The organism is Candidatus Thiodiazotropha endoloripes, from assembly GCF_001708965.1.
GTDB lineage: Bacteria > Pseudomonadota > Gammaproteobacteria > Chromatiales > Chromatiaceae > Thiodiazotropha > Thiodiazotropha endoloripes.
On the sequence record NZ_LVJW01000003.1, the window covers coordinates 1392894 to 1414020 of the forward strand.

The 21127-nt window shown below is 54.0% G+C and carries 19 protein-coding genes, 1 tRNA gene and 1 pseudogene; 16 read left to right on the top strand and 5 right to left on the bottom strand.

Annotation, left to right across the window (positions count from 1 at the left end; all coding sequences use genetic code 11):
- The first annotated feature begins 10 nt into the window (after positions 1–10).
- The 4 genes from smc to A3193_RS06270 all read left to right on the top strand — a co-directional run bounded on the left by smc (position 11) and on the right by A3193_RS06270 (position 6847).
- Positions 11–3514 carry a chromosome segregation protein SMC gene (smc, locus tag A3193_RS06255; RefSeq protein ID WP_069014333.1) on the top strand — a complete coding sequence of 1168 codons (3504 nt, stop codon included), beginning with the start codon at positions 11–13 and terminating at the stop codon, positions 3512–3514.
- A gap of 4 nt (positions 3515–3518) precedes the next feature.
- Positions 3519–4364 (top strand): cell division protein ZipA, encoded by an 846-nt coding sequence (zipA, locus tag A3193_RS06260; RefSeq protein WP_069014334.1) that lies wholly within the window; start codon positions 3519–3521, stop codon positions 4362–4364.
- Entirely contained in the window at positions 4361–6388 is a 2028-nt protein-coding gene (ligA, locus tag A3193_RS06265) for an NAD-dependent DNA ligase LigA (RefSeq protein ID WP_069014335.1), read from the top strand. The genes zipA and ligA overlap by 4 nt, the downstream gene beginning before the upstream one ends.
- Before the next feature lie 162 nt (positions 6389–6550).
- The gene (locus tag A3193_RS06270) at positions 6551–6847 is read left to right on the top strand and encodes a segregation and condensation protein A (protein WP_069005696.1); all 297 of its coding nucleotides are present in this window, start codon (positions 6551–6553) and stop codon (positions 6845–6847) included.
- A 58-nt stretch (positions 6848–6905) separates the two neighbouring features.
- Here the strand turns inward: A3193_RS06270 and A3193_RS06275 are convergent, their stop codons facing one another.
- Genes A3193_RS06275 through A3193_RS06290 form a run of 4 tightly spaced genes read right to left on the bottom strand, consistent with a single transcriptional unit; the run spans position 6906 to position 9749 of the window.
- Positions 6906–7922: a peptidylprolyl isomerase gene (locus tag A3193_RS06275; protein WP_069005695.1), complete on the bottom strand. Its 1017-nt coding sequence runs from the start codon at positions 7920–7922 to the stop codon at positions 6906–6908.
- A gap of 47 nt (positions 7923–7969) precedes the next feature.
- Entirely contained in the window at positions 7970–8272 is a 303-nt protein-coding gene (locus tag A3193_RS06280) for a YciI family protein (RefSeq protein WP_069005694.1), read from the bottom strand.
- On the bottom strand, positions 8273–8938 hold the full coding sequence (locus A3193_RS06285; RefSeq protein WP_069005693.1) for a septation protein A: 666 nt from the start codon (positions 8936–8938) through the stop codon (positions 8273–8275). It abuts the gene before it with no gap.
- A 58-nt stretch (positions 8939–8996) separates the two neighbouring features.
- Entirely contained in the window at positions 8997–9749 is a 753-nt protein-coding gene (locus tag A3193_RS06290; protein WP_141694594.1) for a hypothetical protein, read from the bottom strand.
- Positions 9750–9897: 148 nt separating this feature from the next.
- On the opposite strand from A3193_RS06290, the gene A3193_RS06295 reads away from it, so the two are divergent.
- The 8 genes and pseudogenes from A3193_RS06295 to A3193_RS06330 all read left to right on the top strand — a co-directional run bounded on the left by A3193_RS06295 (position 9898) and on the right by A3193_RS06330 (position 16727).
- A complete protein-coding gene (locus tag A3193_RS06295) occupies positions 9898–10767 on the top strand; it encodes a PHP domain-containing protein (protein ID WP_069005691.1) in 870 nt (289 codons plus the stop codon).
- Between the two features lie 12 nt (positions 10768–10779).
- Positions 10780–11403, top strand: coding sequence for an L-threonylcarbamoyladenylate synthase (locus A3193_RS06300; RefSeq protein WP_069005690.1), 624 nt, complete (start codon positions 10780–10782; stop codon positions 11401–11403).
- Positions 11404–11410: 7 nt separating this feature from the next.
- Positions 11411–12103 (top strand): site-2 protease family protein, encoded by a 693-nt coding sequence (locus A3193_RS06305; protein ID WP_069005689.1) that lies wholly within the window; start codon positions 11411–11413, stop codon positions 12101–12103.
- Positions 12104–12105: 2 nt separating this feature from the next.
- Entirely contained in the window at positions 12106–13323 is a 1218-nt protein-coding gene (locus A3193_RS06310; protein WP_071932422.1) for a tryptophan--tRNA ligase, read from the top strand.
- Positions 13324–13366: 43 nt separating this feature from the next.
- Complete coding sequence (locus tag A3193_RS06315; RefSeq protein ID WP_069005688.1) at positions 13367–14185, top strand: segregation and condensation protein A; 819 nt, start codon at positions 13367–13369, stop codon at positions 14183–14185.
- A 1-nt stretch (position 14186) separates the two neighbouring features.
- A pseudogene (scpB, locus tag A3193_RS21150) lies at positions 14187–14745 on the top strand (SMC-Scp complex subunit ScpB); the annotation flags it as partial.
- Between the two features lie 396 nt (positions 14746–15141).
- The gene (gene rluB, locus A3193_RS06325; protein ID WP_069005686.1) at positions 15142–16074 is read left to right on the top strand and encodes a 23S rRNA pseudouridine(2605) synthase RluB; all 933 of its coding nucleotides are present in this window, start codon (positions 15142–15144) and stop codon (positions 16072–16074) included.
- The gene (locus A3193_RS06330) at positions 16071–16727 is read left to right on the top strand and encodes an endonuclease III domain-containing protein (protein ID WP_069005685.1); all 657 of its coding nucleotides are present in this window, start codon (positions 16071–16073) and stop codon (positions 16725–16727) included. Before rluB ends, A3193_RS06330 begins: the two co-directional genes overlap by 4 nt.
- Positions 16728–16732: 5 nt before the next feature.
- Here A3193_RS06330 and A3193_RS06335 read toward each other — a convergent pair whose 3' ends face one another.
- Positions 16733–17662, bottom strand: a complete 930-nt coding sequence (locus A3193_RS06335; protein ID WP_235614912.1) for a GGDEF domain-containing protein — start codon at positions 17660–17662, stop codon at positions 16733–16735.
- Between the two features lie 310 nt (positions 17663–17972).
- Between A3193_RS06335 and A3193_RS06340 the strand changes: the two genes are divergently transcribed.
- The 4 genes from A3193_RS06340 to A3193_RS06355 all read left to right on the top strand — a co-directional run bounded on the left by A3193_RS06340 (position 17973) and on the right by A3193_RS06355 (position 21056).
- Positions 17973–19010, top strand: coding sequence for a thioredoxin family protein (locus A3193_RS06340; protein ID WP_069014336.1), 1038 nt, complete (start codon positions 17973–17975; stop codon positions 19008–19010).
- Between the two features lie 86 nt (positions 19011–19096).
- Positions 19097–19172: transfer RNA gene (locus A3193_RS06345), tRNA-Lys, on the top strand.
- A 175-nt stretch (positions 19173–19347) separates the two neighbouring features.
- Positions 19348–20559, top strand: a complete 1212-nt coding sequence (locus A3193_RS06350; RefSeq protein WP_069014337.1) for a tyrosine-type recombinase/integrase — start codon at positions 19348–19350, stop codon at positions 20557–20559.
- A complete protein-coding gene (locus tag A3193_RS06355) occupies positions 20556–21056 on the top strand; it encodes a hypothetical protein (protein WP_069014338.1) in 501 nt (166 codons plus the stop codon). Before A3193_RS06350 ends, A3193_RS06355 begins: the two co-directional genes overlap by 4 nt.
- Positions 21057–21127: the final 71 nt, after the last annotated feature.

Consider the following 21127-nt stretch of genomic DNA (forward strand, 5'->3'; position numbering starts at 1 on the left):
TTAGCGGCCCATGCGTCTGGAGAAAATCAAGCTCGCCGGGTTTAAATCATTCGTCGATCCAACCACTGTGCCGATTCCCAGTAATCTGGTTGGTGTCGTTGGGCCGAATGGTTGCGGCAAATCCAATGTTATCGATGCGGTCCGCTGGGTGATGGGTGAAAGCTCAGCAAAAATGCTGCGCGGCGAATCGATGGCGGATGTCATCTTCAATGGCTCATCTGCACGCAAACCTGTCGGTGCGGCAACCATCGAACTGCTTTTCGACAATGCGGAAGGGCGGGCCGGTGGTCAGTATGCCCAGTACAATCAGATATCGGTCAAACGTCAGGTCTCCCGTGACGGACAATCCCTCTACTATCTCAATGGGGTGCGTTGCCGTCGTCGTGATATCACCGACCTGTTTTTAGGTACCGGTCTGGGACCACGCAGCTACTCGATCATCGAACAGGGCATGATCTCCCGTCTGATCGAAGCGCGACCGGAAGATCTGCGTACCTTCCTCGAAGAGGCGGCCGGTATCTCCAAATATAAGGAGCGTCGTCGGGAGACCGAGAACCGCATCCGCCATACCCGGGAGAATCTGGAACGACTCACCGATCTGCGGGATGAAGTGGCGAAACAGCTGCAACATCTGCAGCGCCAGGCGGCAACCGCAGAAAAGTATCAAACCCTGAAGCAGGAAGAGCGTCAGACCAAGGCGGAGTTGCTGGCACTGCGTTGGCGTACCCTGGACCAGGATCTGCAACAGCGGCAGCGTAACATTGCCGAGCTGCAGAACCATCTGGAAGCGGCACTGGCGGAGCAGCGTAAGCTGGAGTCGGTGATCGAAGAGGATCGGGAGAAGCACACCGAAGCCAATGACCTGTTCAACGAAGTTCAGGGACGGTTTTACAGTCTGGGTGCCGAGATCAGCGGCCTGGAGCAGGCGATCCAGTTTGCCCGGGATACCCAGAAACAGCAGCAACAGGATCTGGAGCAGGTCGAACAGGCCTTTCAAGAGTCGGAGGCCCATCGGGCGCAGGATGAGACCAGGCTGAATGAGCTGAATAAAAATCTGCAGACCGAAGAGCCACTGCTGATGGAGGCCCGTGAGGATGAACATAAACTCTCTGAAGCGCTGAACCAGTCGGAGCAGGCGATGCAGAGCTGGCAGGCGGAGTGGGAACAGTTCAATCAGCAGGCCGCGGAACCGGCCCAGACCGCTCAGGTGGAGCGTACCAGGATCAACCATCTTGAGCAGCAGGGGGGCAATCTGGAGCGCCGTCTGCAGCGATTCGATGAAGAGCTGTCGCGCCTGGATGACAGCCGTCTGCTGGGTGAGATCGGCGAACTGGAAGCGGAGGAGTCGGGCCAGAAAGAGTCGGTGGATATCCTGCACAATCAGTTGAGCGAGATGGTTGAACAGATCAATCAGCAGCGGGAGCTCAACAACCAGCAGGCAAATCAACTCGACCAGGCACGGGCGGAACTGCAATCGAATAAAGGCCGACAGGCCTCATTGGAAGCACTGCAACAGGCGGCCCTGGGTGAGGCGGAAAGCGATATCGCCGAGTGGCTGGAGACAACCCAGTTGCAGTCGGCGCAACGGCTGGCGCAACAGATCAAGGTCACCCCACGCTGGCAGCAGGCGGTTGAGGTAGTGCTCGGTTTTCATCTGCAGGCGGTCTGTATCGACAACCTCGATCAGCTGAATGATGCGTTGCCCCATTTAGAGAAAGGCACATTGACCCTGTGGGAAGGGAGTGCGGCCAGCACAACAGAATCCCATGCGGAAGAGCTCGCCACTCAGATCGAGGCTCCCTGGAGTCTGCAGAATCTGCTGGCCGGAGTACGGATGGTGGATGATCTGCAGACCGCACTGCATCGTCGCCACAGCCTGAATCCAGGCGAGTCACTGATTACTCCCGAAGGGATCTGGCTGGGACGCAACTGGCTGAGAATCACCCGTGAGTCGGATGAGCGTGCCGGTGTACTCGGTCGCGAGGAAGAGCTGCGCATCCTGAAGCAGACTCTGGAAGAGCAACAGCTGCAGGTGGATGAACTGACCGAACAGCTGGAGCAGGGGCGTGAGCGACTCAAGCATCTGGAACAGGAGCGTGAGCAGTCCCAGGCCAACTACAACCAACTCAACCGGGCCCTGTCCGAGGTTCGCTCCAATCTGAGCAGTAAACGCACCCGGGCCGATCATCTGCGCCAGCGCCGCGAGCAGTTGCAGCAGGAGCAGCAGGAGATCGCCGAGCAGATCGAAAACGATCATCTGCTGATGGAAGAGACCCGCCAGCGTCTGCATCTGGCTCTGGAAGCGATCGAGACCCTGGGCAGCCGACGGGAGTCTCTGGTTCAGCGTCGCGATGAACTGAGGACCCAGGTCACCGAGGCGAGAGAGAAGCTAAACCAGCAGAGAACGGCCACCCACCAGCGGGAACTGCAGGTCGAATCGATGCGCACGGTGCACACCTCACTGACCCAGAACCTGCAGCGTGCCCGCAGTCAGCTGGAGCAGTTGACCCAGCGCCGCAATGAGTTAAAGCAAAGTCTGGAGAGTGCCGAGGCGCCGATGCAGCAGCAGCTGCAGGATCTGAATGTCAAACTGGAAGCCCGCAGTTCCGTCGAGCAGGAGCTGAACCAGGTCCGGCAGGGACTTGAGGATGTGGATGGCCATCTGCGTGAGAAGGAGCAGCAGCGGCATCAGGCTGAGCAGCAGGTGCAACAGCGTCGGGACAAGTTGAACCAGGCCCAACTGCAGAACCAGGAAGTATCAGTGCGACGTAACACACTACAGGAGCAGCTGGACGAAGGTGGACTGGTTGCTGAAGAGCTGTTCAAGACCATGCCTGAAGATGCCGGCGAATCTGTCTGGCAACAGAAGGTGGAGACATTGGCGAACCGGATCCAACGACTTGGGCCGATCAATCTGGCGGCCATCGACGAGTTTCAGGAGCAGTCCGAGCGCCTGAAATATCTTGAAGAGCAGCATGCGGATATCACCAGCTCTCTGGAAACCCTGGAAAACGCCATTCGCAAAATCGATCGGGAGACCCGAACCCGGTTCAAGGAGACCTTCGATAAGGTCAACTCCGGTATCAAGGATCTGTTCCCAAGGCTATTCGGTGGCGGTCATGCCTATCTGGAGTTGACCGGTGAAGATCTGCTGGATACCGGCGTCACCGTGATGGCGCGCCCACCGGGCAAACGCAACGCCAGCATCCACCTGCTCTCCGGAGGTGAGAAGGCACTGACGGCGGTGGCTCTGGTGTTCTCCATATTCCAGCTCAATCCAGCGCCTTTCTGTATGCTCGATGAGGTGGATGCGCCATTGGACGATGCCAATGTGGGACGCTTTTGCGAGATGGTGAAATCGATGTCCGATCAGGTACAATTCATTTTTATTACCCATAATAAGATCACCATGGAAATCGCTAACCAACTCTCTGGTGTCACCATGCATGAACCGGGTGTATCGCGTTTGGTAACTGTCGATGTGGAGGAGGCGGCTCAACTGGCCGCTCTGTAGAATCATGGATGCCACAACCCTGCGCATCGTTCTGCTACTGCTTGGGCTGGTATTTCTGGCCGCAATCTACTTCTATGAGACCGGACGTCGAAAGCGGGAAATGTCCCAGGCACGACGTCGGGTTGTGCCAGAGTTCAAAGAGCCTGAAATCGCATCGCCCACAGAAGAGAATGCCATCGCTGACGAGGTGACGATGGAGCACTCGGAGAATCTCCATCATCAGGAAGAGGATACCTGGGCCCAGTGGGAGGAAGAGGATACGGAACAGCTCAATGAAGAGTTTCCCGATTCTGAACCCATGCGTGCCGATGATGAGATCAGCTCGGATCTCGAGATGCGCACCGACGACAGCTTTGAGACTCCGGAGCAGCAGGAGCTGTTCGGATTCAGTGCTCAGGAAGAGTCGCCGGTGGACGTGCCGAAGCTGATCATCCAGATCAATCTGAAAGCCAGAAATGCCCCCTTCAACGGTCTGGATATTCAGAAAGCAATGAGCGAGACCGGCATGGTTTTAGGCAGTCTCTCGATCTATCACCGGCTCAGTGGTGACAGCCGGCAGACCCCCCAATTCAATCTGGCGAGCATGGTCGAGCCCGGTACTTTTCCTAGCGAGGATGTGGAGCAGTTCACCACCCCCGGGCTGACCCTGTTTACCCAGCTTCCGGTGCCGGGCGACAGTATGGCGGTCTTCTCCGACCTGCTGTTTACCGCCGAACGCCTGGCGGCCCTTCTGGACGGTGAGCTGCAGGATGATACTCACAGCGCCCTGAGCAAGCAGACCATCGAACACCTGCGCGGCCAGATCATCGAGCATCGTCGACTGGTTCAGCTGGCCAGGAGTAAAGGTTGAATCCCAGCCAGGAGATCCTCTCCCGGATCGAGGCATTGCGTCAGCAGATCAACGATCACAACCGACGCTACTACGTCTACGACGACCCCCTGATTCCCGATGCGGAGTACGACCGGCTGATGCGGGAACTGCAGTCTCTTGAGGCGGAGTATCCGGAGCTGATCAGTCCAAACTCACCCACCCAGAGAGTTGGTGACAAGCCCTTGTCGGGATTTGATGAGGTGGTACATCAAGTGCCAATGCTCTCCCTCGACAATGCGTTTGATGATAAAGAGATGAGGGATTTTGAGCGTCGCATCAAGGATCGTTTGAAACTGGCTGAGTCCGAACAGATCAACTATCTGGCAGAACCCAAGCTTGATGGCCTGGCCGTAAGTCTGCGCTATGAACAGGGAAGTCTGGTCATGGGAGCAACCCGGGGGGATGGCAATCGGGGTGAGGATGTCACCAGTAATGTGCGCACCATCAAAGCAATTCCGCTGAAGCTCCTGGGTGAGCAGTGGCCCGATGTGCTTGAGGTGCGGGGCGAAGTGTTTATGCCGAAAGCCGGTTTTGAAAGCCTCAATGAGCGGGCTCGCAAGGCCGATGAGAGAAGCTTCGTGAATCCACGCAATGCGGCCGCCGGATCGCTGCGACAACTTGATCCCCGAATTACGGCTCAGAGGCCATTGACCTTTCTCGCCTACGGCTTTGGTGAAGTCTCACCGGAGCATACCGAACTGAATCTCAGTGATCGGATCAACGCATTGAGATCCTTTGGCATTCCAACCTCTCCGCTGATGGCGGTGACGGATGGCATCCAGGGTTGTATCGATTATTACCGGCAACTTGAAACTGAGCGTGATGATCTCCCTTATGACATCGACGGGGTGGTATTCAAAGTCGATGATCTGGCGCTGCAAGCGCAGTTGGGTTTTGTCTCCCGTGCCCCCCGTTGGGCCGTGGCTTACAAGTTTCCGGCCCAGGAAGAGCTGACCCAGGTGGAGGCGATAGAGTTTCAAGTGGGCAGAACCGGAGCCGTCACACCGGTAGCCCGGCTGCAGCCTGTGTTTGTCGGCGGTGTCACGGTTAGCAATGCCACCCTGCACAATATGGACGAGGTACGGCGCAAGGATGTGAGGGTAGGGGATACGGTGGTGGTGCGCAGGGCCGGTGACGTGATCCCTGAAGTGGTCAGTGTGATACTGGAAAAGCGTTCGGCCTCCAGTCAGTCAGTGGATCTGCCGGAGCGTTGTCCGGTTTGCGATTCCGAGGTGGTTATCGCGGAAGGTGAGGCGGTGGCCCGCTGTTCCGGCGGTCTGTTCTGCCCGGCGCAGCGCAAGGAGGCAATCAAACATTTTGCCTCACGCAAAGCGATGGATATCGAAGGGCTGGGCGATAAACTGGTCGAACAGCTGGTGGAGCTGGAGATGATCTCTACCCCGGCGGATCTCTATGCGCTTACCCTGGAACAGCTCAGTGGACTTGAGCGGATGGCGGAGAAATCGGCGCAAAATCTGCTCGATGCCCTGAGCAAAAGCAAGCAGACCACCCTCAACCGGTTTCTCTATGGACTGGGTATCAGAGAAGTGGGGGAGGCTACAGCACAAGCCCTGGCGCAACAGTTTCTGACCCTCAAAGCAATCGAGGAGGCTGATGAGGAGTCACTGCAGGAGACCCCCGATGTGGGGCCGATCGTGGCCGCACACATCGTCTCCTTCTTTCGTCAATCGCATAACCGGGTCGTCATCGATGAGCTGTTGCAGGCGGGAATCGAGTGGCCGGAGGTTGCCCGGGTCGAGACTGCGGCTTCATCCCTGGTGGGCAAAACAGTCGTTATCACCGGTACCCTGAGCCGGCCCAGGGATGAGTTCAAACAGACCCTGCTGGCCCATGGGGCGAAAGTCACCGGCAGTGTCTCGAGCAAGACCGATTATCTGTTGGCCGGTGAAGCGGCAGGCTCCAAACTGACCAAGGCAGAAAAGCTGGGGGTCACCGTACTCAATGAAGCGGCCTTGGAAGCCTTATTGAATCAGGCCGAATAACGTCTCTGCTCGGGCGTTTTATTGGCTGCTCCCACGTGTTAGTTTTACGAAATGTATTGAATCCATCTGCTCGATTTTCCTCCAATCCGGTATTCGTAGGCTTGACAGGAAGGGAATTGATCAGAGGTTTCTCAAGAATCAAAAGTTTTAGTGGTATGTCTTATGAATGAACAATCGAATCAGGAACGGGAGATCATGATGGTGATGCGGAAACTGCTCACCACCATTGTGCGTGAAGTCACCCCGGAGTCGAAGAGCCTCAAACACCCGTTGTCTGAGAAGACGATCCAGGATATTCGTTACTGTCTAGGGTTGATCACCGCACGGGAGAAAGAGCTTGCCGATGAAGGTGGCCGCACCGCTCAGGAGCGCCCCTATTTTGTCGATGAACCCCCACAGACCAAGGTAGTCCCAATTTCCAACATCGGTAAGACCGGCAAGGAGCCTGAGGAGGAGTAGTCTGTTGTGGGAAACCTCATCCCCGGCCGTCAGGTCGGGGATGATGGTTCAGAGGGATCTACTTCTGTTCTGCCGGAGCAGCGGCATCACCACTCTCTTTTTCAGCGGTCGCCTCAGCGGCGCCCTCAGACTGCTTTGATGAAGCCATTGAAGCATCCTGTTGGGCATCAGGTGCCTGCTTGGCATTCTTCTCATTGAATACCAGTTTGCTGGAATCACGCAGTCCCTGCATATAGTCGGTAAGGGCCTTCTGCTGCAGGGCGGTTTGGATTTTACCCTTGACACTCTCCAGGGTGGGCGCCGGGCTCTGGCGGCTCTCCTCCAATAGGATGACATGCCAGCCGAATTGGGTCTGTACCGGTGCTGAGGAGTATTTGCCCTTTTCCATTTCAGTTAGCGCCTGAGCGAAAGGTTCGACCATCTGTGCGGCATCGAACCAGCCCAGGTCACCGCCATCTTTGCCGGTAGGTCCGGTTGAGTGCTGCTTGGCCAGTTCGGCGAAATCACTGCCACCATCCAGCTCGGTGATCAGGTTCTTGGCTTCCTCTTCCTGCTTCACCAGGATGTGTCTCGCCTTATACTCGGTATTCGACTGACTGGCATACTCGGCGTCATAGATCTGCTGAATCTCTTCGTCTGAAGGCTGATGTTTGGTGGCGTGCTCCTGGATTGCAACCTGGGTCAGCAACTTGGCTTTCAGCAATTCAAGAGAAGCCGAAACATCCTCGCGTTCAGCCAGGCCGGCCTTTTCCGCTGCCTGAGAGACGATCAGAATGTTGGCCAGCTCATTGAGTACGCCCATCTGCATTTCCGCCGAGGTCTTGGCATCGGGCACACCACGCATCCGATCCTGGAAGTAGAGGCTGTACATGGCCCGGGTGACCGGCTTGCCATTCACCGTCAACAGGGTGTTGACGTCCATATCCGCAGCATCGGTTTCTGTCTTAGCTGGCAGAGTGGCTGAGCGCTGGCTGTCGTTGGTGGCAACCGCTGTTGTCTGCTCCGTGGACTGATTACAGCCGCTCATAAGTCCAGCGCTGCACAGTGCAGCCAGAATGATCTGTTTGTTCATCATTGATCTTACCTTGTGGTGATTAAGTTTTTTTAGCGAGTTGTAGGAGTCTAGTTTGGTAACACTTTCTTAAAGGGTTTTACGGTTACCCGTGCATAGACTCCAGATTTTATATAGGGGTCCTCATCCGCCCAGGACTTGGCGCTCTCCAGGCTGTCGAATTCAGCAACGATCAGGCTGCCGGTAAATCCGGCCGGGCCTGGATCTTCCGCATCCACCGAAGGGTGGGGGCCTGCCAGCACGAGTCTTCCCTCGTTCTGTAACTGTTGCAGTCTTTGTACATGATCCGGACGAATTTTCAGACGCTGTTCCAGACTGTCTTCCCGGTCTTCAGCGATGATCGCGTAGAGCACTCAATTCTCCTCGGTTTCAGGTTCAGGTTCGCGCAAATGGCGTGCCAGATAGAAGGCTTGTAGAATCACAAAGCCCAGGGTCAGCCCCATCATGCCAAACAGTTTGAAGTTCACCCAGCTCTCTTCCAGGGAGTGGGCATCATGACACATCTGTAATTCAATGCCTTGAAACTGTGTGTGACAGCTATCGAAGTCGATTTGTTGCAATCCACTCAGTTCCATCAATTGACGCTCAGCGACGAAAAAGTCGTTCGCCACATAGAGGTTCAGGAAACCCAATATGATGAAGAACACCCCCCAGGCCAGGTTGAGCCGTTTCCAAATGGGATCCGGAACATCGATGGCACTCTCCATCATGCGCTGTACCAGGGGCTTTTTACCGATCAACATGCTGCCGATAAACACCAGGCCGAACAGCCAGTTGATGACGGATGGCTTCCACATGATGAAGGTCCGGTCCTGCAGCAGGATGGTCAGCCCGCCAAACACCACCAGGATCGCCAGGGTGATCAGATGCATCCGTTCCACATGCCCTTTGCGCAGCCAGCCGTAGCCGACCTGAATCACAGAGGCGGCAATCGCAACCCCGGTGGCGATATAGATGCCGTAGAGTTTGTAGGCGACAAAGAACAGGATGACTGGGAAAAAGTCGGCAAGCAGTTTCATAAGGAATCAGTGGGTAAATTCAGGATGGCAAAGGTTCGGTCAGGGATTGTATATCGATTTAATGTAAGGTTCTGGGTGAACTCCAGAGATTGTAATACTTTTCAACGACTTCGCGTACCTGTTGTGGGTAATTCAGGGCGTCCATCTGGCTCATGCCCTCCTTGAAAAATGCCGGGGCCTCATCCGGTATGTACTCAACGAGTATCTCATAGGCCCGTTCGATAAGTCCTGGGCGGTGGCTTCGGGTTGCAATAATGGCTTGATTAATCAGCAGGATACGCCATGGTTCTGAAGTTGATTCCTGTTTTTTTCTGGTTTTCAGTTCAGGTGAAACCGTATTCAACAACTCCTGGACAACCTCATAAAGTTGTTCCAATTCGGCGTTATCCTGATAGGTGTTGGCAAGCCTGGCCAGTGCATTGACGATCGGCTCCAGGGTTTTGATGTGACCCAGATGTCTGCCCAGCCACAGCGCCAGGGGCAGGGCGAGATCCTCAAACTCCCGGCTCTCTTTATTGAGTTCCAGCTCCGTCGCCAGTGCGGAGAAATCCATCAACAGATTGATCCCATAGTCTCCCAGTTCATTCAGTTCGTCTTCAGACAGGGTATTGTCCGATTCGTTCTCTTTCGGCTGGTCAACCAGCTGCAGGATATCGATCAGTCGGAACATGGTTTCGCGCAGTGCGCTGGGAGAGCGCTCAGGATCGACCGATTCCCGCATGCGCTCCGATTTGATGAGCTCATTGGCGAGTTCATCAAAGCGGCTGCTGATCGTGTTGATGGAGAGGTTATCGAATAACATGGACGTCATTGTATCAGGCTGCTGGAGTATCGTCTGTGAGATGTGGCGTAACTCTGCAGGATGTTTTATCTGCGCCGGGTCGAGGCAAATTGATGGAAATTCCTGAACTGGCGATTTTTGTATCCGTAGCGCAGGACAATGGGTACAATCCGCCCCCATGTTTTGCGTATACGACCTACACAGCCACTCAACCGCCTCCGATGGAACCCTTTCACCCCGGGCTTTGGTGCAGCGTGCCGCTGAGGCAGGGGTCGAAGTACTGGCCCTGACCGATCACGACACCACAGCAGGAATTGATGAGGCCAGTGAGGCCGCACAGAGTTGTGGTTTGGTTCTGATTCCCGGGGTTGAGGTGTCGGTCAGCTGGAATCGGCAGACCGTGCATCTGGTCGGCCTGAATGTCGATCCCCACGATCCCAAGCTCAATGATGGACTGCAACGGCTTCGGGAATTCCGTGAGTGGCGAGCTGTTGAGATCGGCAGTAGACTCCATAAGGCGGGGATTTCCGGCGCCTATGAGGGTGCGCGGGCCCTGGCGGAAGGGAGTCTGGTGAGTCGCACCCATTTTGCACGGTTTCTGGTCCGATCCGGCCGCGTTGAGGACGAACGCAAGGTCTTCAAGCGCTTTCTGGTTAGCGGCAAGCCTGGGCATGTGCCAGGTGAGTGGGCCAGCCTGGAAGAGGCGGTAGGTTGGATTCATGGAGCTGGCGGGCAGGCTGTGATCGCCCATCCGGCCCGCTACAGGATGACCCGCAGCAAATTGCGCCAGCTGTTGAAGACTTTTGTCGCTTTACAGGGTGATGCCCTGGAAGTGGTATCCGGCAGCCATAGCCGCGATGACTACATCAACATGGCAAAGCATGCCAAGGATTTTGATCTGATGGCCTCTGCCGGATCCGATTTTCACTGCCCGGAGAATCCCTGGATCGAGCTGGGTCGATTGCCCAGGTTGCCGGAGGGTTGTAAGCCGGTGTGGCAGAATTGGAATCTGACTGGGCAGACCGAAGTGCGGAGCCAGCTGGGCTGATCGGGAACTATCATGGCGCAGTTTTTTCAGATCCATCCGGAAAACCCCCAGGTCCGACTGATCCGGCAGGCGGTCAGCATCATTCAGGAAGGCGGCCTGGTGATCTACCCAACCGATTCCAGCTATGCGCTGGGTTGTCATATCGGCGACAAGGGGGCGATGGAACGCATCCGGCGTATCCGTAAGGTGGATGACGCCCACAACTTCACCCTGGTCTGCCAGGATCTGACTGAGATCTCACACTACGCCAAAATCGATAACCAGGACTACCGTTTGCTGAAAAATCTGACCCCTGGGCCCTATACCTTCATCCATAAGGCGACCAAACAGGTTCCCCGGCGGCTGATGCACCCAAAGCGTAAAACCATCGGTATTCGGGTGCCTGACAATGAGATTGTTCGGGCACTGCTGCAGGAGCTGGGTGAACCGATCATGAGCACCACCCTGATCCTGCCCGGTGAGGAGATGCCGTTGACCGATCCCTATGAAATGCGCGATCTGCTGGATCACCAGGTGGATCTGATCATCGATGGTGGCTATTGCGGCTATGAAGCCACCACGGTGGTGGTGATGACCGACCATCAACCTGAGGTTGTGCGCGCCGGGAAAGGCGACACATCCCTGTTCGAGGTATAATTTTTCGATGGAAGGCTTAAGTCTGATTCAAAAACTGGCAATCTTTGTGTTGCCGATGATATTTGCCATCACGGTGCACGAAGCGGCACACGGCTGGATGGCCAAGCGGCTGGGTGACAAGACCGCGGAGATGCTGGGGCGGGTAACCCTCAATCCTATCAAGCATATCGATCCGGTGGGTACCATTCTGGTTCCATTGGGAGCCTATCTGCTGACCGGCTTCATGTTCGGTTGGGCAAAGCCGGTGCCGGTCAACTGGAACAATCTGCGTCAACCGAAACGGGATATGGGTCTGGTGGCGCTGGCCGGTCCGGGCGCCAATCTATTGATGGCGCTGATCTGGGCCATGATGGTCTACGCCGGGGCCCTCTCGCTACAGCATTTTGAATGGCTGGGTGTGCCGTTGATGCTGATGGGAGTGGCAGGTGTGTTGATCAATGCCGTACTGATGGCCCTGAATCTGATGCCGATTCCCCCGCTGGATGGGGGGCGGGTTGTCTACTCCCTGTTGCCCCCCAAACAGGCTCAGATCTTCTCCCGGCTTGAGGCCTATGGTCTGTTCATCGTATTGATAATGCTGGTTACCGGTATCCTCGGTTTTCTGCTCTGGCCGCTGGTCGGCCTGACGATCAAGATCCTGCCGGCATCGGATCTGGTCACACAACTTATTCCTGTCATTCTCAGTCCCGCAAGGAGTTAGATTTGAATCAGCCGTTAAGTGCAAACCGGGTGCTCTCCGGCATGCGTCCCACAGGACAGTTGCATCTTGGTCACTATCATGGGGTGTTAAAGAACTGGGTTACCCTGCAAGAAGCGTACGACTGCTACTTTTTTGTGGCTGACTGGCATGCGCTGACAACCCATTACGATGATCCGAGTGTGATTCCAAACAGCATCTGGGACATGGTGATCGACTGGCTTGCGGCGGGTGTGGACAGTGACTCCGCAACCCTGTTCGTACAATCCCTGGTGCCGGAACATGCCGAGTTGCATCTGCTGCTCTCCATGATTACCCCTCTGGGGTGGCTGGAACGGGTCCCCAGTTATAAGGATCAGCAGGAGAAGCTGAAAGAGAAGGATCTGGCGACCTACGGTTTTCTCGGCTACCCGCTGTTGCAATCGGCGGATATTCTGATCTATCGGGCGGCCCAGGTGCCGGTGGGAGAGGATCAGGTTGCCCATGTGGAGCTGACCCGTGAAGTGGCGCGCCGTTTCAACCACATCTATGGACGTGGTGCCAACTACGAAGAGGAGGCGGAAGCCGCGCGTAAGAAGATGGGTAAAAAGGCCGCCAAACAGTATGCCCAACTGAGAAAGGCCTACCAGGAACAGGGCGATGCAGAAGCACTGCTAAAAGGGCAGGAACTGCTGGGTGCACAACAGAATATCAGCATGGAGGAGCGAGAGCGCCTGCTGGGCTATCTGGAGGGTAGCGGTCGGGTGATTCTGGCTGAACCTCAGCCGTTGCTGACCAAGGCCTCGAAAATGCCGGGGCTCGATGGACAGAAGATGTCCAAGTCCTACGCCAATACCATCTCCCTGCGGGAGACCCCCGAGCAGGTGGAAAATAAGCTGAAACGGATGCCTACCGATACCAATCGGGTGCGCAGAACCGATCCGGGCGATCCACAGAAGTGTCCTGTCTGGCAGTTTCATGAGGTCTACTCGGATTTGAAGACCCGGGAGTGGGTGCAAGCGGGCTGTACAAGCGCCGGAATCGGTTGTCTCGAGTGCAAAGCCCCGGTGATTGAAGCGGTATTGGATGAACTCAAGCCGATACAGGCCAGGGCAGCCGAATTGGAGGCGCAACCTGAGCAGGTTAAGCGTATCATCGAAGCGGGCTCCGAGAAGGCCAGAGCGGTGGCCCGGGAGACCATGCGGGAAGTCCGTGAGGCCATGTCATTGCAGATTCTGGGATAATACCCCCGGAATCCAACCATTCAACTGTAGATAATAGTCAGCCATGGAACCAACTGAAAATCATCCCCACCACCATCCGGAGCAGGAGGAGATGCCATTTGCCATGGTGATGGGCGAGCCTTTGGCCACTCCGCCCACCGACCTCTATATTCCGCCGGATGCTCTGGAGGTGTTTCTGGATGCCTTCGAGGGGCCGTTGGATCTATTGCTCTATCTGATCAGACGTCAGAATCTGGATATCCTCGACATCCCGATTTCCGAGATCACCGACCAGTATGTCAGCTACATCGATATGATGAACGAGATGCGGCTTGAACTGGCGGCTGAGTATCTGGTCATGGCTGCCATGCTGGCGGAGATCAAATCCCGCATGTTACTGCCACGACCTGTCAGCGAGGATGAGGATGTGGATGATCCCAGAGCCGAGCTGATCCGCCGTCTGCAGGAGTATGAGCGCTATAAGCAGGCCGCCGAGGATCTGGATGGTCTCGAGCACATGACCCGGGATACCTTCCAGGGGCATGCGGAGCTGGTTGAACGTCATGTTGAAGTCACTGAGCCCGATGTGGCGTTGCGCGAGATCATGCTGGCGCTTGCCGATGTCATGCATCGCGCTGATATGTTCAGCAGCCATCGGGTTGAGAAAGAGCCGTTGTCGGTGCGTGAGAAGATGTCGCACGTACTGCAGAGTATTGATGGTCAGCAGTTTGTCAGCTTCACCGAACTGTTTAATATCACCGAGGGCCGATTGGGCGTGGTGGTGACTTTCCTGGCGGTGTTGGAACTGATAAAAGGATCGCTGATCGAGTTGGTGCAGGCAGAAGCCTTTGCTCCGATTCATGTCAAAGCGAAGATTTCATAAGATGACTGAACAGAACAGACTGAAACAGATCGTAGAGGCCGCACTGCTGGCTGCCGGCAAACCTTTGAGCCTGGACGAACTGATCGGACTCTTCACTGAATCTGAGCAGCCGGAGAAAAAGAGCCTCAGAGAGGTTCTGGCCGAAATTACCGAGGACTACCAGGGGCGAGGCATCGAGGTTACCGAGGTTGGCAACGGTTTTCGTATCCAGGTGCGTGCAGAGTTTTCCCCCTGGGTTTCCAAGCTCTGGGCCGAGCGTCCACCAAAATACTCCAGAGCCCTGTTGGAAACCCTGGCGCTGATTGCCTACCGCCAACCGATTACCCGTGGTGAGATCGAAGATATCCGTGGTGTCTCCGTGAGTACCAACATCATCAAGACCCTGACGGAACGGGAGTGGGTACGGGTGGTGGGGCACCGGGATGTGCCGGGTAAGCCGGCACTGTACGCCACCACCAAAGAGTTTCTAGACTATTTTAATCTGAAGAGTCTGAATGAGCTGCCGACCCTGGCGGAGATCCGCGATCTCGACTCGATCAATCGGGAGCTGGAGTTACAGGACCCGGATAAGGTGGATGGCGAGCAGAGCGAAGCGACGCAACAGTCGGTCGATTCTGTTGAGAATACCCAGACCCGACAAGATGCGGATGATGAGTTTGAGACAGAATCTGCCTCAGCAGAACCAGCGGTGGAATCTGTCAGTGAATCGGAAGCTGAGGCAGAGACAGATGGTGAAGCTGACAGCCAATCATTCGAAGCTGAAACAGATTCGACTGCTGAGCTCGATACAGCTGAAGTGCCGGCTACAGATGATGATATCTCAGATCATCAGGATGAAGCAGAACCGGAATCATTGGAGCGCTCTGAGAAGCGACTGACTACTGCAAACCCTGAGGCAGAATCACCCAGTGTGGCACTGTCCGATGAGGAGCAAACCCCATTGAAGACCGAGATCGATGAGTAGGGACAAACAGCCTGTCGGAGACCGCCTGCAGAAAGTACTGGCCAACGCCGGTCTGGGTTCACGGCGCGAAATCGAAGGCTGGATCGCTGCAGGCCGGGTGGAAGTCAACGGCAAGTTGGCTGAACTGGGGCTCCGGGTCCTGCCGGAGGACAGCATCCGGGTGGATGGTCGACCGGTTTCCAAGCGCAAGCTTGAAGCACCGGAGCGTGAAGTGCTGGTCTACAACAAACCGGAGGGGGAGCTGGTCACCCGTAATGATCCGGAGAACCGTCGTACGGTTTTTCAACGCTTGCCCAGGCTGGAGCGTGGGCGATGGATTCCGGTAGGTCGGCTGGATATCAATACCTCTGGCCTGCTGTTACTGACCACGGATGGCGAGCTGGCCAATCAACTGATGCACCCGAGTCAGCAGGTGGAACGTGAGTATGCCGTACGGGTGATGGGTGAAGTCACCGAAGAGCAACTCCACCAACTGACCCATGGTGTCGAGCTGGATGATGGTCCGGCCCGTTTTGAAGAGATTGTTGAGTCTGGTGGTGAGGGATTCAACCGCTGGTTTCACGTTGTCATCATGGAGGGACGACAACGGGAGGTTCGGCGCATGTGGGAGGCGGTTGGCTGTCAGGTCAGTCGGCTCAAGCGGGTACGCTATGGCAGTGTGATACTCGAAAGCGCACTCAAGGTCGGTCGCTGGCGCTTCCTCAAAGAGAAAGAGATCGAAGAACTGGCCAATGTATCCGGGGTAAAAACCGAACGTTCGAAAAGCAGACCCAAAGCAAAAGGCAAGGACTACCCGCCAAAAGGTTCAAAGCCCCGCCAAAGCACTAAACGAAGCAATACTCGTCAAGCTTCCCGACAGACAAAACCTGTCCCCAAGAACAGTCCATGGAAGGGTAAAAAATCCTCTGGTGGACGCTCTCGTTGAGATCACTCAAGGCTCGTCTGGAAGAGCTGTTTGAGAAACTCTTCGCACACTACGGTGCACAGAACTGGTGGCCGGCAGACAGCCCTTTTGAAGTTATGCTCGGTGCGGTACTGACTCAGAACACGGCCTGGACCAATGTCGAAAAGGCGATCCATAATTTAAAAAGCCTGAGTGAGCTCAATCCCCAAGCGTTGATCACCATGCCTCGCGAATCACTTGCCCAAGCCATCCGGCCATCCGGTTACTACAATCTGAAGGCTGAGCGTGTGCAGAATCTCTGCGGTTTGCTGCTGGACAACCCGGCATTACACAGACTGGATGATCCTCAGCTGCGTGAACAGTTGCTTGGTGTGACCGGCATTGGTCCGGAAACAGCGGATGACATCCTGCTCTATGCCTTTCATCGGCCGGTATTTGTTATCGATGCTTATACCCGCAGACTGCTTGGCCGGATTGGTTGGGTAGATGGTTATGTGCCCTATGAGGCGTTACGCCAGACCATTGAACAGGCGCTGGTCGGAGAAGCGTCTTACTATAACGAGTTTCATGCCCTGATCGTGATACATGCCAAATCAGTCTGTTGTAAACAGCCCCGTTGCAACGCTTGTCATCTGAGCGGACTCTGCAACTACGCGGCTGATAGCAGGCCCTAGCGCTCTTATTCGCTCATCACGACCTGATTGCGACCCTGGTTTTTGGCAACATAGAGCGCCTCGTCGGCACGCTTGAAGAGTGTTTCAGCGGTGTCACCTTCATTCATCATGCTGACACCCAGACTCAGGGTGACCTGCAGATTCTTCAAGGATTCAATACGCAGGCTTTCGATGTTTTCCCGGATTCTTTCAGCCAACAGTCTGGCGCCAAGTTGATCAGTACCGTTAAGCACCACCACGAACTCTTCGCCCCCATAGCGATAGAGTGCGTCACTGCTGCGGATGGTTTCTTCTACCCCCTTCGCAACCTGCTTCAACACCAGATCACCCACCGCATGACCATATTGATCATTAATTCGCTTGAAGAAATCGATATCCATGACGACTAAGGAGAGTTCGCTGTTTTTACGTCGATTGAGTTCGATTTCCCGATTGAAGTTGGAGTCGAAGGCGGTGCGGTTCTTAATGCCTGTGAGGGAGTCGAGAAACGCACTTTCGATTGCAGTTTGATAGAGCAGCGCATTACGCAGGGGATAGAGTAGGGCGGCGAGAAAATTCTCAACCTTTGCGATTTCAGATTTGTTGTAGCGCTTGTTACGACTCACGACGATCTGACCGAGATCGGTATCCAGCACTTTCAGGTTGTAGCCGAGTTTGTTTCTCTGCTCATCCTGGCCAAAGTGCAACGCCATTCCGCTGGTTGGTGCGCGGTAGTCGAGGCTGTCGTAGAGTGCCTGGTTACCCATCACCTGTGCGAACAGTTCAATCAGGGTATCCACTTCGAGGGTGGTCTGCAGTTTCCCGCTCAGCTCCATGATCAGGCCGAGGGTACCGTCATCATTGACGACGTCGGCTAAACGACCGAGGATGGGGCCGTCAGTGGGAGTGAAGCGGTCATGATGTATGCTGTGGATACCGGTCATTGTATTGCTCACAAAACTTCTGAAATTCGAGTTTTATTCTGCGAATAACGTGCCAAAATAAATAAATGCAATAAAAACAATAAGATAAATATCTTAATATGGAGTGGCGTCAAAATGGCGACGCATTTCGATCGTCTGGAATTTTGCTTGAATTTGAGAAGAGACAAAAAAATGTCACCACAAAAGTGCAATCCCAGGGTGCAAAATCGCCTCAAATAATTCGAGGTAAATGCAGTTGGAGTGGCTGAATCGATGAGAGGAATTCAGTCCGGGATTGTCTGAGTTTGAATAGGTTAGTTTACAATTGATTGAGTGGCTATCAATGTTAAGAACATTTGTTATCACAATGATGCTGTTTTCACTGAGCCCATCCCAGGCGGCAGACAATGGGTCCGGATTGGAAGCGGGTATGGTCAATCCGGGGTTTCATGAGAAGCCGTCCTGGTTCAAAAACTCATTCCTCGATCTGGGGGATGACGTTGAGGAGGCAGCCGAAGAGGGAAAACGGATCATACTCTACTTTCACCAGGATGGATGTCCCTACTGCGCCAAGCTGCTGAATGAGAATTTCACCATTAAAAAGATTGTGGACAAGACCAGGGCAGGTTTTCAGCTGATTGGTATCAATATGTGGGGTGATCGCAGCGTCACTGGAATCGATGGCAGCGAGACGACTGAAAAGGCTTTGGCTGAATCCCTGAATGTCAAATATACCCCAACCCTTTTGTTCCTCGATGAGCAGGGTAGGCCGGTATTGAGACTCAATGGCTACTATCCTCCCCATAAATTTGAGCAGGCCCTCGACTATGTGGCCAGGCATCAAGAGAAGAGGCAGTCCTACAGAGACTATCTGAAAGCGCATCAACCGGTGGCTGCCAGTGGCAAATTGCACCGACAGGCGGACTATCTGCAACCACCACTTGATCTGAGGGCATCGGCCCGCCGTGGGGAGAGGCCCCTGTTGGTGTTGATGGAGATGAAACAGTGTCCACCCTGTGACGAACTCCACCAGGATATCCTGAAAAGACCGGAGTTGAGCAAAACCCTGCAGGAGTTTGATGTCGCTGTGGTGGATGTCTGGTCATCCGAACAGCTGATTACCCCGGCAGGAAAAACAGTGGAATCCACCAAATGGGCAGAGCAGTTGGGGATTCAATATACCCCCAGTATGGTGCTGTTCGACTCAAAGGGTGAAGAGATCTTCCGATCAGAGGCCTATCTAAGGTCTTTCCACACCCACGCCATACTGGATTATGTATTGAGTGGCAGCTACCTGAAACAGGCCAATTTTCAACGCTATGTGCAGGCCAGGGCTGCTGATATGCGGGCCCGCGGAGAGTCTGTGGATTTGATGGAATAGGGCACACAGCCATAAAGCTGAAATTGTTTTGAAATGGGGCTTCACTCGGAGCTGATTCTAGGGTAGTATTGCGCGTTCCAAATTTCGGGTCGTTAGCTCAGTCGGTAGAGCATCTGACTTTTAATCAGGTGGTCGCAGGTTCGATTCCTGCACGACCCACCATATAACACTCCCGCTAAGTCCAATATAGTCCATAACCCCTTATAGTTACTGAGTTTCATTGTATACTTAGTCCTATATGGTCCAATATCGTACCCCCACATCCAGAGCTTCCAGGGGGTATTTCTAGGGGTACTCGGTAAATGTCATGATCGCGGTACCCCCAGCAGGAGTGGGTATGACACTAACGGATACAGCGGTCAGAAATACCAAGCCAAAAGACAAGTCTCACAAGCTATTTGATGGTGGTGGGTTGTTCTTATTGGTCAATCCAAATGGGTCCAAATATTGGCGTCTCAAGTACCGGTTTCACGGCAAGGAAAAGCTGCTTGCTTTGGGCGTTTATCCTGATACGACACTGAAATCCGCCAGGGATAAACGAGATGGGGCCAGAAAGCTCCTCGCGTCTGGAATTGATCCCAGTGAAGCGCGAAAGGCAGAGAAGGCGACACGTAATTCAGATAACAGTTTTGAAGCGGTAGCCCGAGAATGGTGGACTGAACGTACTCCCAATTGGTCTGAGTCCCATTCTTCCCGGATTATGCTCCGGCTTGAGAATGATGTTTTCCCCTGGATCGGCTCAAAACCTATCGGCGATATTACCCCTCCTATATTACTCACAGTCTTGAATCGAGTTAAAAGCCGGGGTGCAATCGAGACTGCTCACCGCATACACCAGAGTTGCAGCCAGATTTTCAGATATGCAATTGCTACCCATCGAGCGGAGCGCGATTCTGCAGCAGACTTAAAAGGCGCTCTCCCTCCTGTAAAGAAGAAACACCATCCCAGTATCACTGATCCTAAACAGATAGGCGGACTGCTCAGAGCGATCGATGGATATCAGGGCTCATTTGTGACCCGGTGTGCTCTCCAGTTGGCTCCGCTGACATTTGTTCGGCCAGGTGAACTCCGGCATGCGGAATGGACGGAAATTGACCTAGATAAAGAGGAGTGGCGCATCCCAGCAGAGAAAATGAAGATGAAGACGGTTCACATTGTGCCGCTTTCCACCCAGGCAATTGCCGTCTTGAATGATATCAAGCCTCTAACAGGTAACGGTCAGTATGTCTTTCCTGGTATTAGAAGCCCGAAACGACCAATGTCAGAGAATACAGTGAATGCAGCCCTTCGCCGCTTGGGTTATACAAAAAACGAAATGACCGGCCATGGCTTCCGATCCATGGCGTCAACAATTCTGAATGAGCAAGGGTGGCATATGGACGCTATTGAAAGGCAATTGGCCCACACAGAAAGAGATTTAGTGCGAGCCTCTTACAATTACGCCCAACATTTACCCGAGCGAGTCAAAATGATGCAGGCATGGGCGGACTATTTAGATGGGCTGCGTAGTGGTGCTAAAGCCAATTCATTAACGAGGGATGTTAAATGAACGAAAAAAAAGCACCAGTAGTCACAGCGCTTAGTGAAACAATGAAAAATCCGAGGCCACTTACTACAGAGGAGCGTAATAAGCTTTTAAGTGAATGGGCAGATAGAACTTTAAATGAGCTATTGGGTTACTCATTAATAATCCCTGGATTTAAAGAAAAACTGTATAGCAGTGTAATAGATCATTTTTCAACTGATGATGATCTAACATTCCAGATGCTTAAGAAGATTCAAGGTCTTAGGAAAGGCAAAAGGGGTAGGCGTGAGAAGTGGAATTACAGTAGATACTATCACCTTTTAATGGTTTATAGTATTTGCACGAAACAAGAAATGGATCGTGATGATTTGCTTAAAAAATTAGCAAAAATGGAAGGGGTGTATCTTTATGATGGTGATAAAGCTATTGAAAATACAAAGGAAATAGAAAGACGGATTACGCTAGCTAGGAAAAGAATTAGCAAGAAAAAAATTGAAGAAGCACTATCAAGAGTCCCATAAAATAGTGAATTAATGGGACTGACATAGCCAATATTCCATTGTTATGTTCTCCACTGGACCATATGAGTTTT

Excerpts from the sequence above, each read along its gene's own strand:
- A3193_RS06315 (WP_069005688.1), top strand. The coding sequence starts at position 13,367 with ATGGAACCAACTGAAAATCATCCCCACCACCATCCGGAGCAGGAGGAG.
- A3193_RS06305 (WP_069005689.1), top strand. The coding sequence starts at position 11,411 with ATGGAAGGCTTAAGTCTGATTCAAAAACTGGCAATCTTTGTGTTGCCG.
- zipA (WP_069014334.1), top strand. The coding sequence starts at position 3,519 with ATGGATGCCACAACCCTGCGCATCGTTCTGCTACTGCTTGGGCTGGTA.
- A3193_RS06285 (WP_069005693.1), bottom strand. The coding sequence starts at position 8,938 with ATGAAACTGCTTGCCGACTTTTTCCCAGTCATCCTGTTCTTTGTCGCC.
- A3193_RS06295 (WP_069005691.1), top strand. The coding sequence starts at position 9,898 with ATGTTTTGCGTATACGACCTACACAGCCACTCAACCGCCTCCGATGGA.
- A3193_RS06275 (WP_069005695.1), bottom strand. The coding sequence starts at position 7,922 with ATGATGAACAAACAGATCATTCTGGCTGCACTGTGCAGCGCTGGACTT.
- smc (WP_069014333.1), top strand. The coding sequence starts at position 11 with ATGCGTCTGGAGAAAATCAAGCTCGCCGGGTTTAAATCATTCGTCGAT.
- A3193_RS06270 (WP_069005696.1), top strand. The coding sequence starts at position 6,551 with ATGAATGAACAATCGAATCAGGAACGGGAGATCATGATGGTGATGCGG.
- A3193_RS06350 (WP_069014337.1), top strand. The coding sequence starts at position 19,348 with ATGACACTAACGGATACAGCGGTCAGAAATACCAAGCCAAAAGACAAG.
- A3193_RS06290 (WP_141694594.1), bottom strand. The coding sequence starts at position 9,749 with ATGACGTCCATGTTATTCGATAACCTCTCCATCAACACGATCAGCAGC.
- rluB (WP_069005686.1), top strand. The coding sequence starts at position 15,142 with ATGAGTAGGGACAAACAGCCTGTCGGAGACCGCCTGCAGAAAGTACTG.
- A3193_RS06300 (WP_069005690.1), top strand. The coding sequence starts at position 10,780 with ATGGCGCAGTTTTTTCAGATCCATCCGGAAAACCCCCAGGTCCGACTG.
- A3193_RS06355 (WP_069014338.1), top strand. The coding sequence starts at position 20,556 with ATGAACGAAAAAAAAGCACCAGTAGTCACAGCGCTTAGTGAAACAATG.
- A3193_RS06340 (WP_069014336.1), top strand. The coding sequence starts at position 17,973 with ATGTTAAGAACATTTGTTATCACAATGATGCTGTTTTCACTGAGCCCA.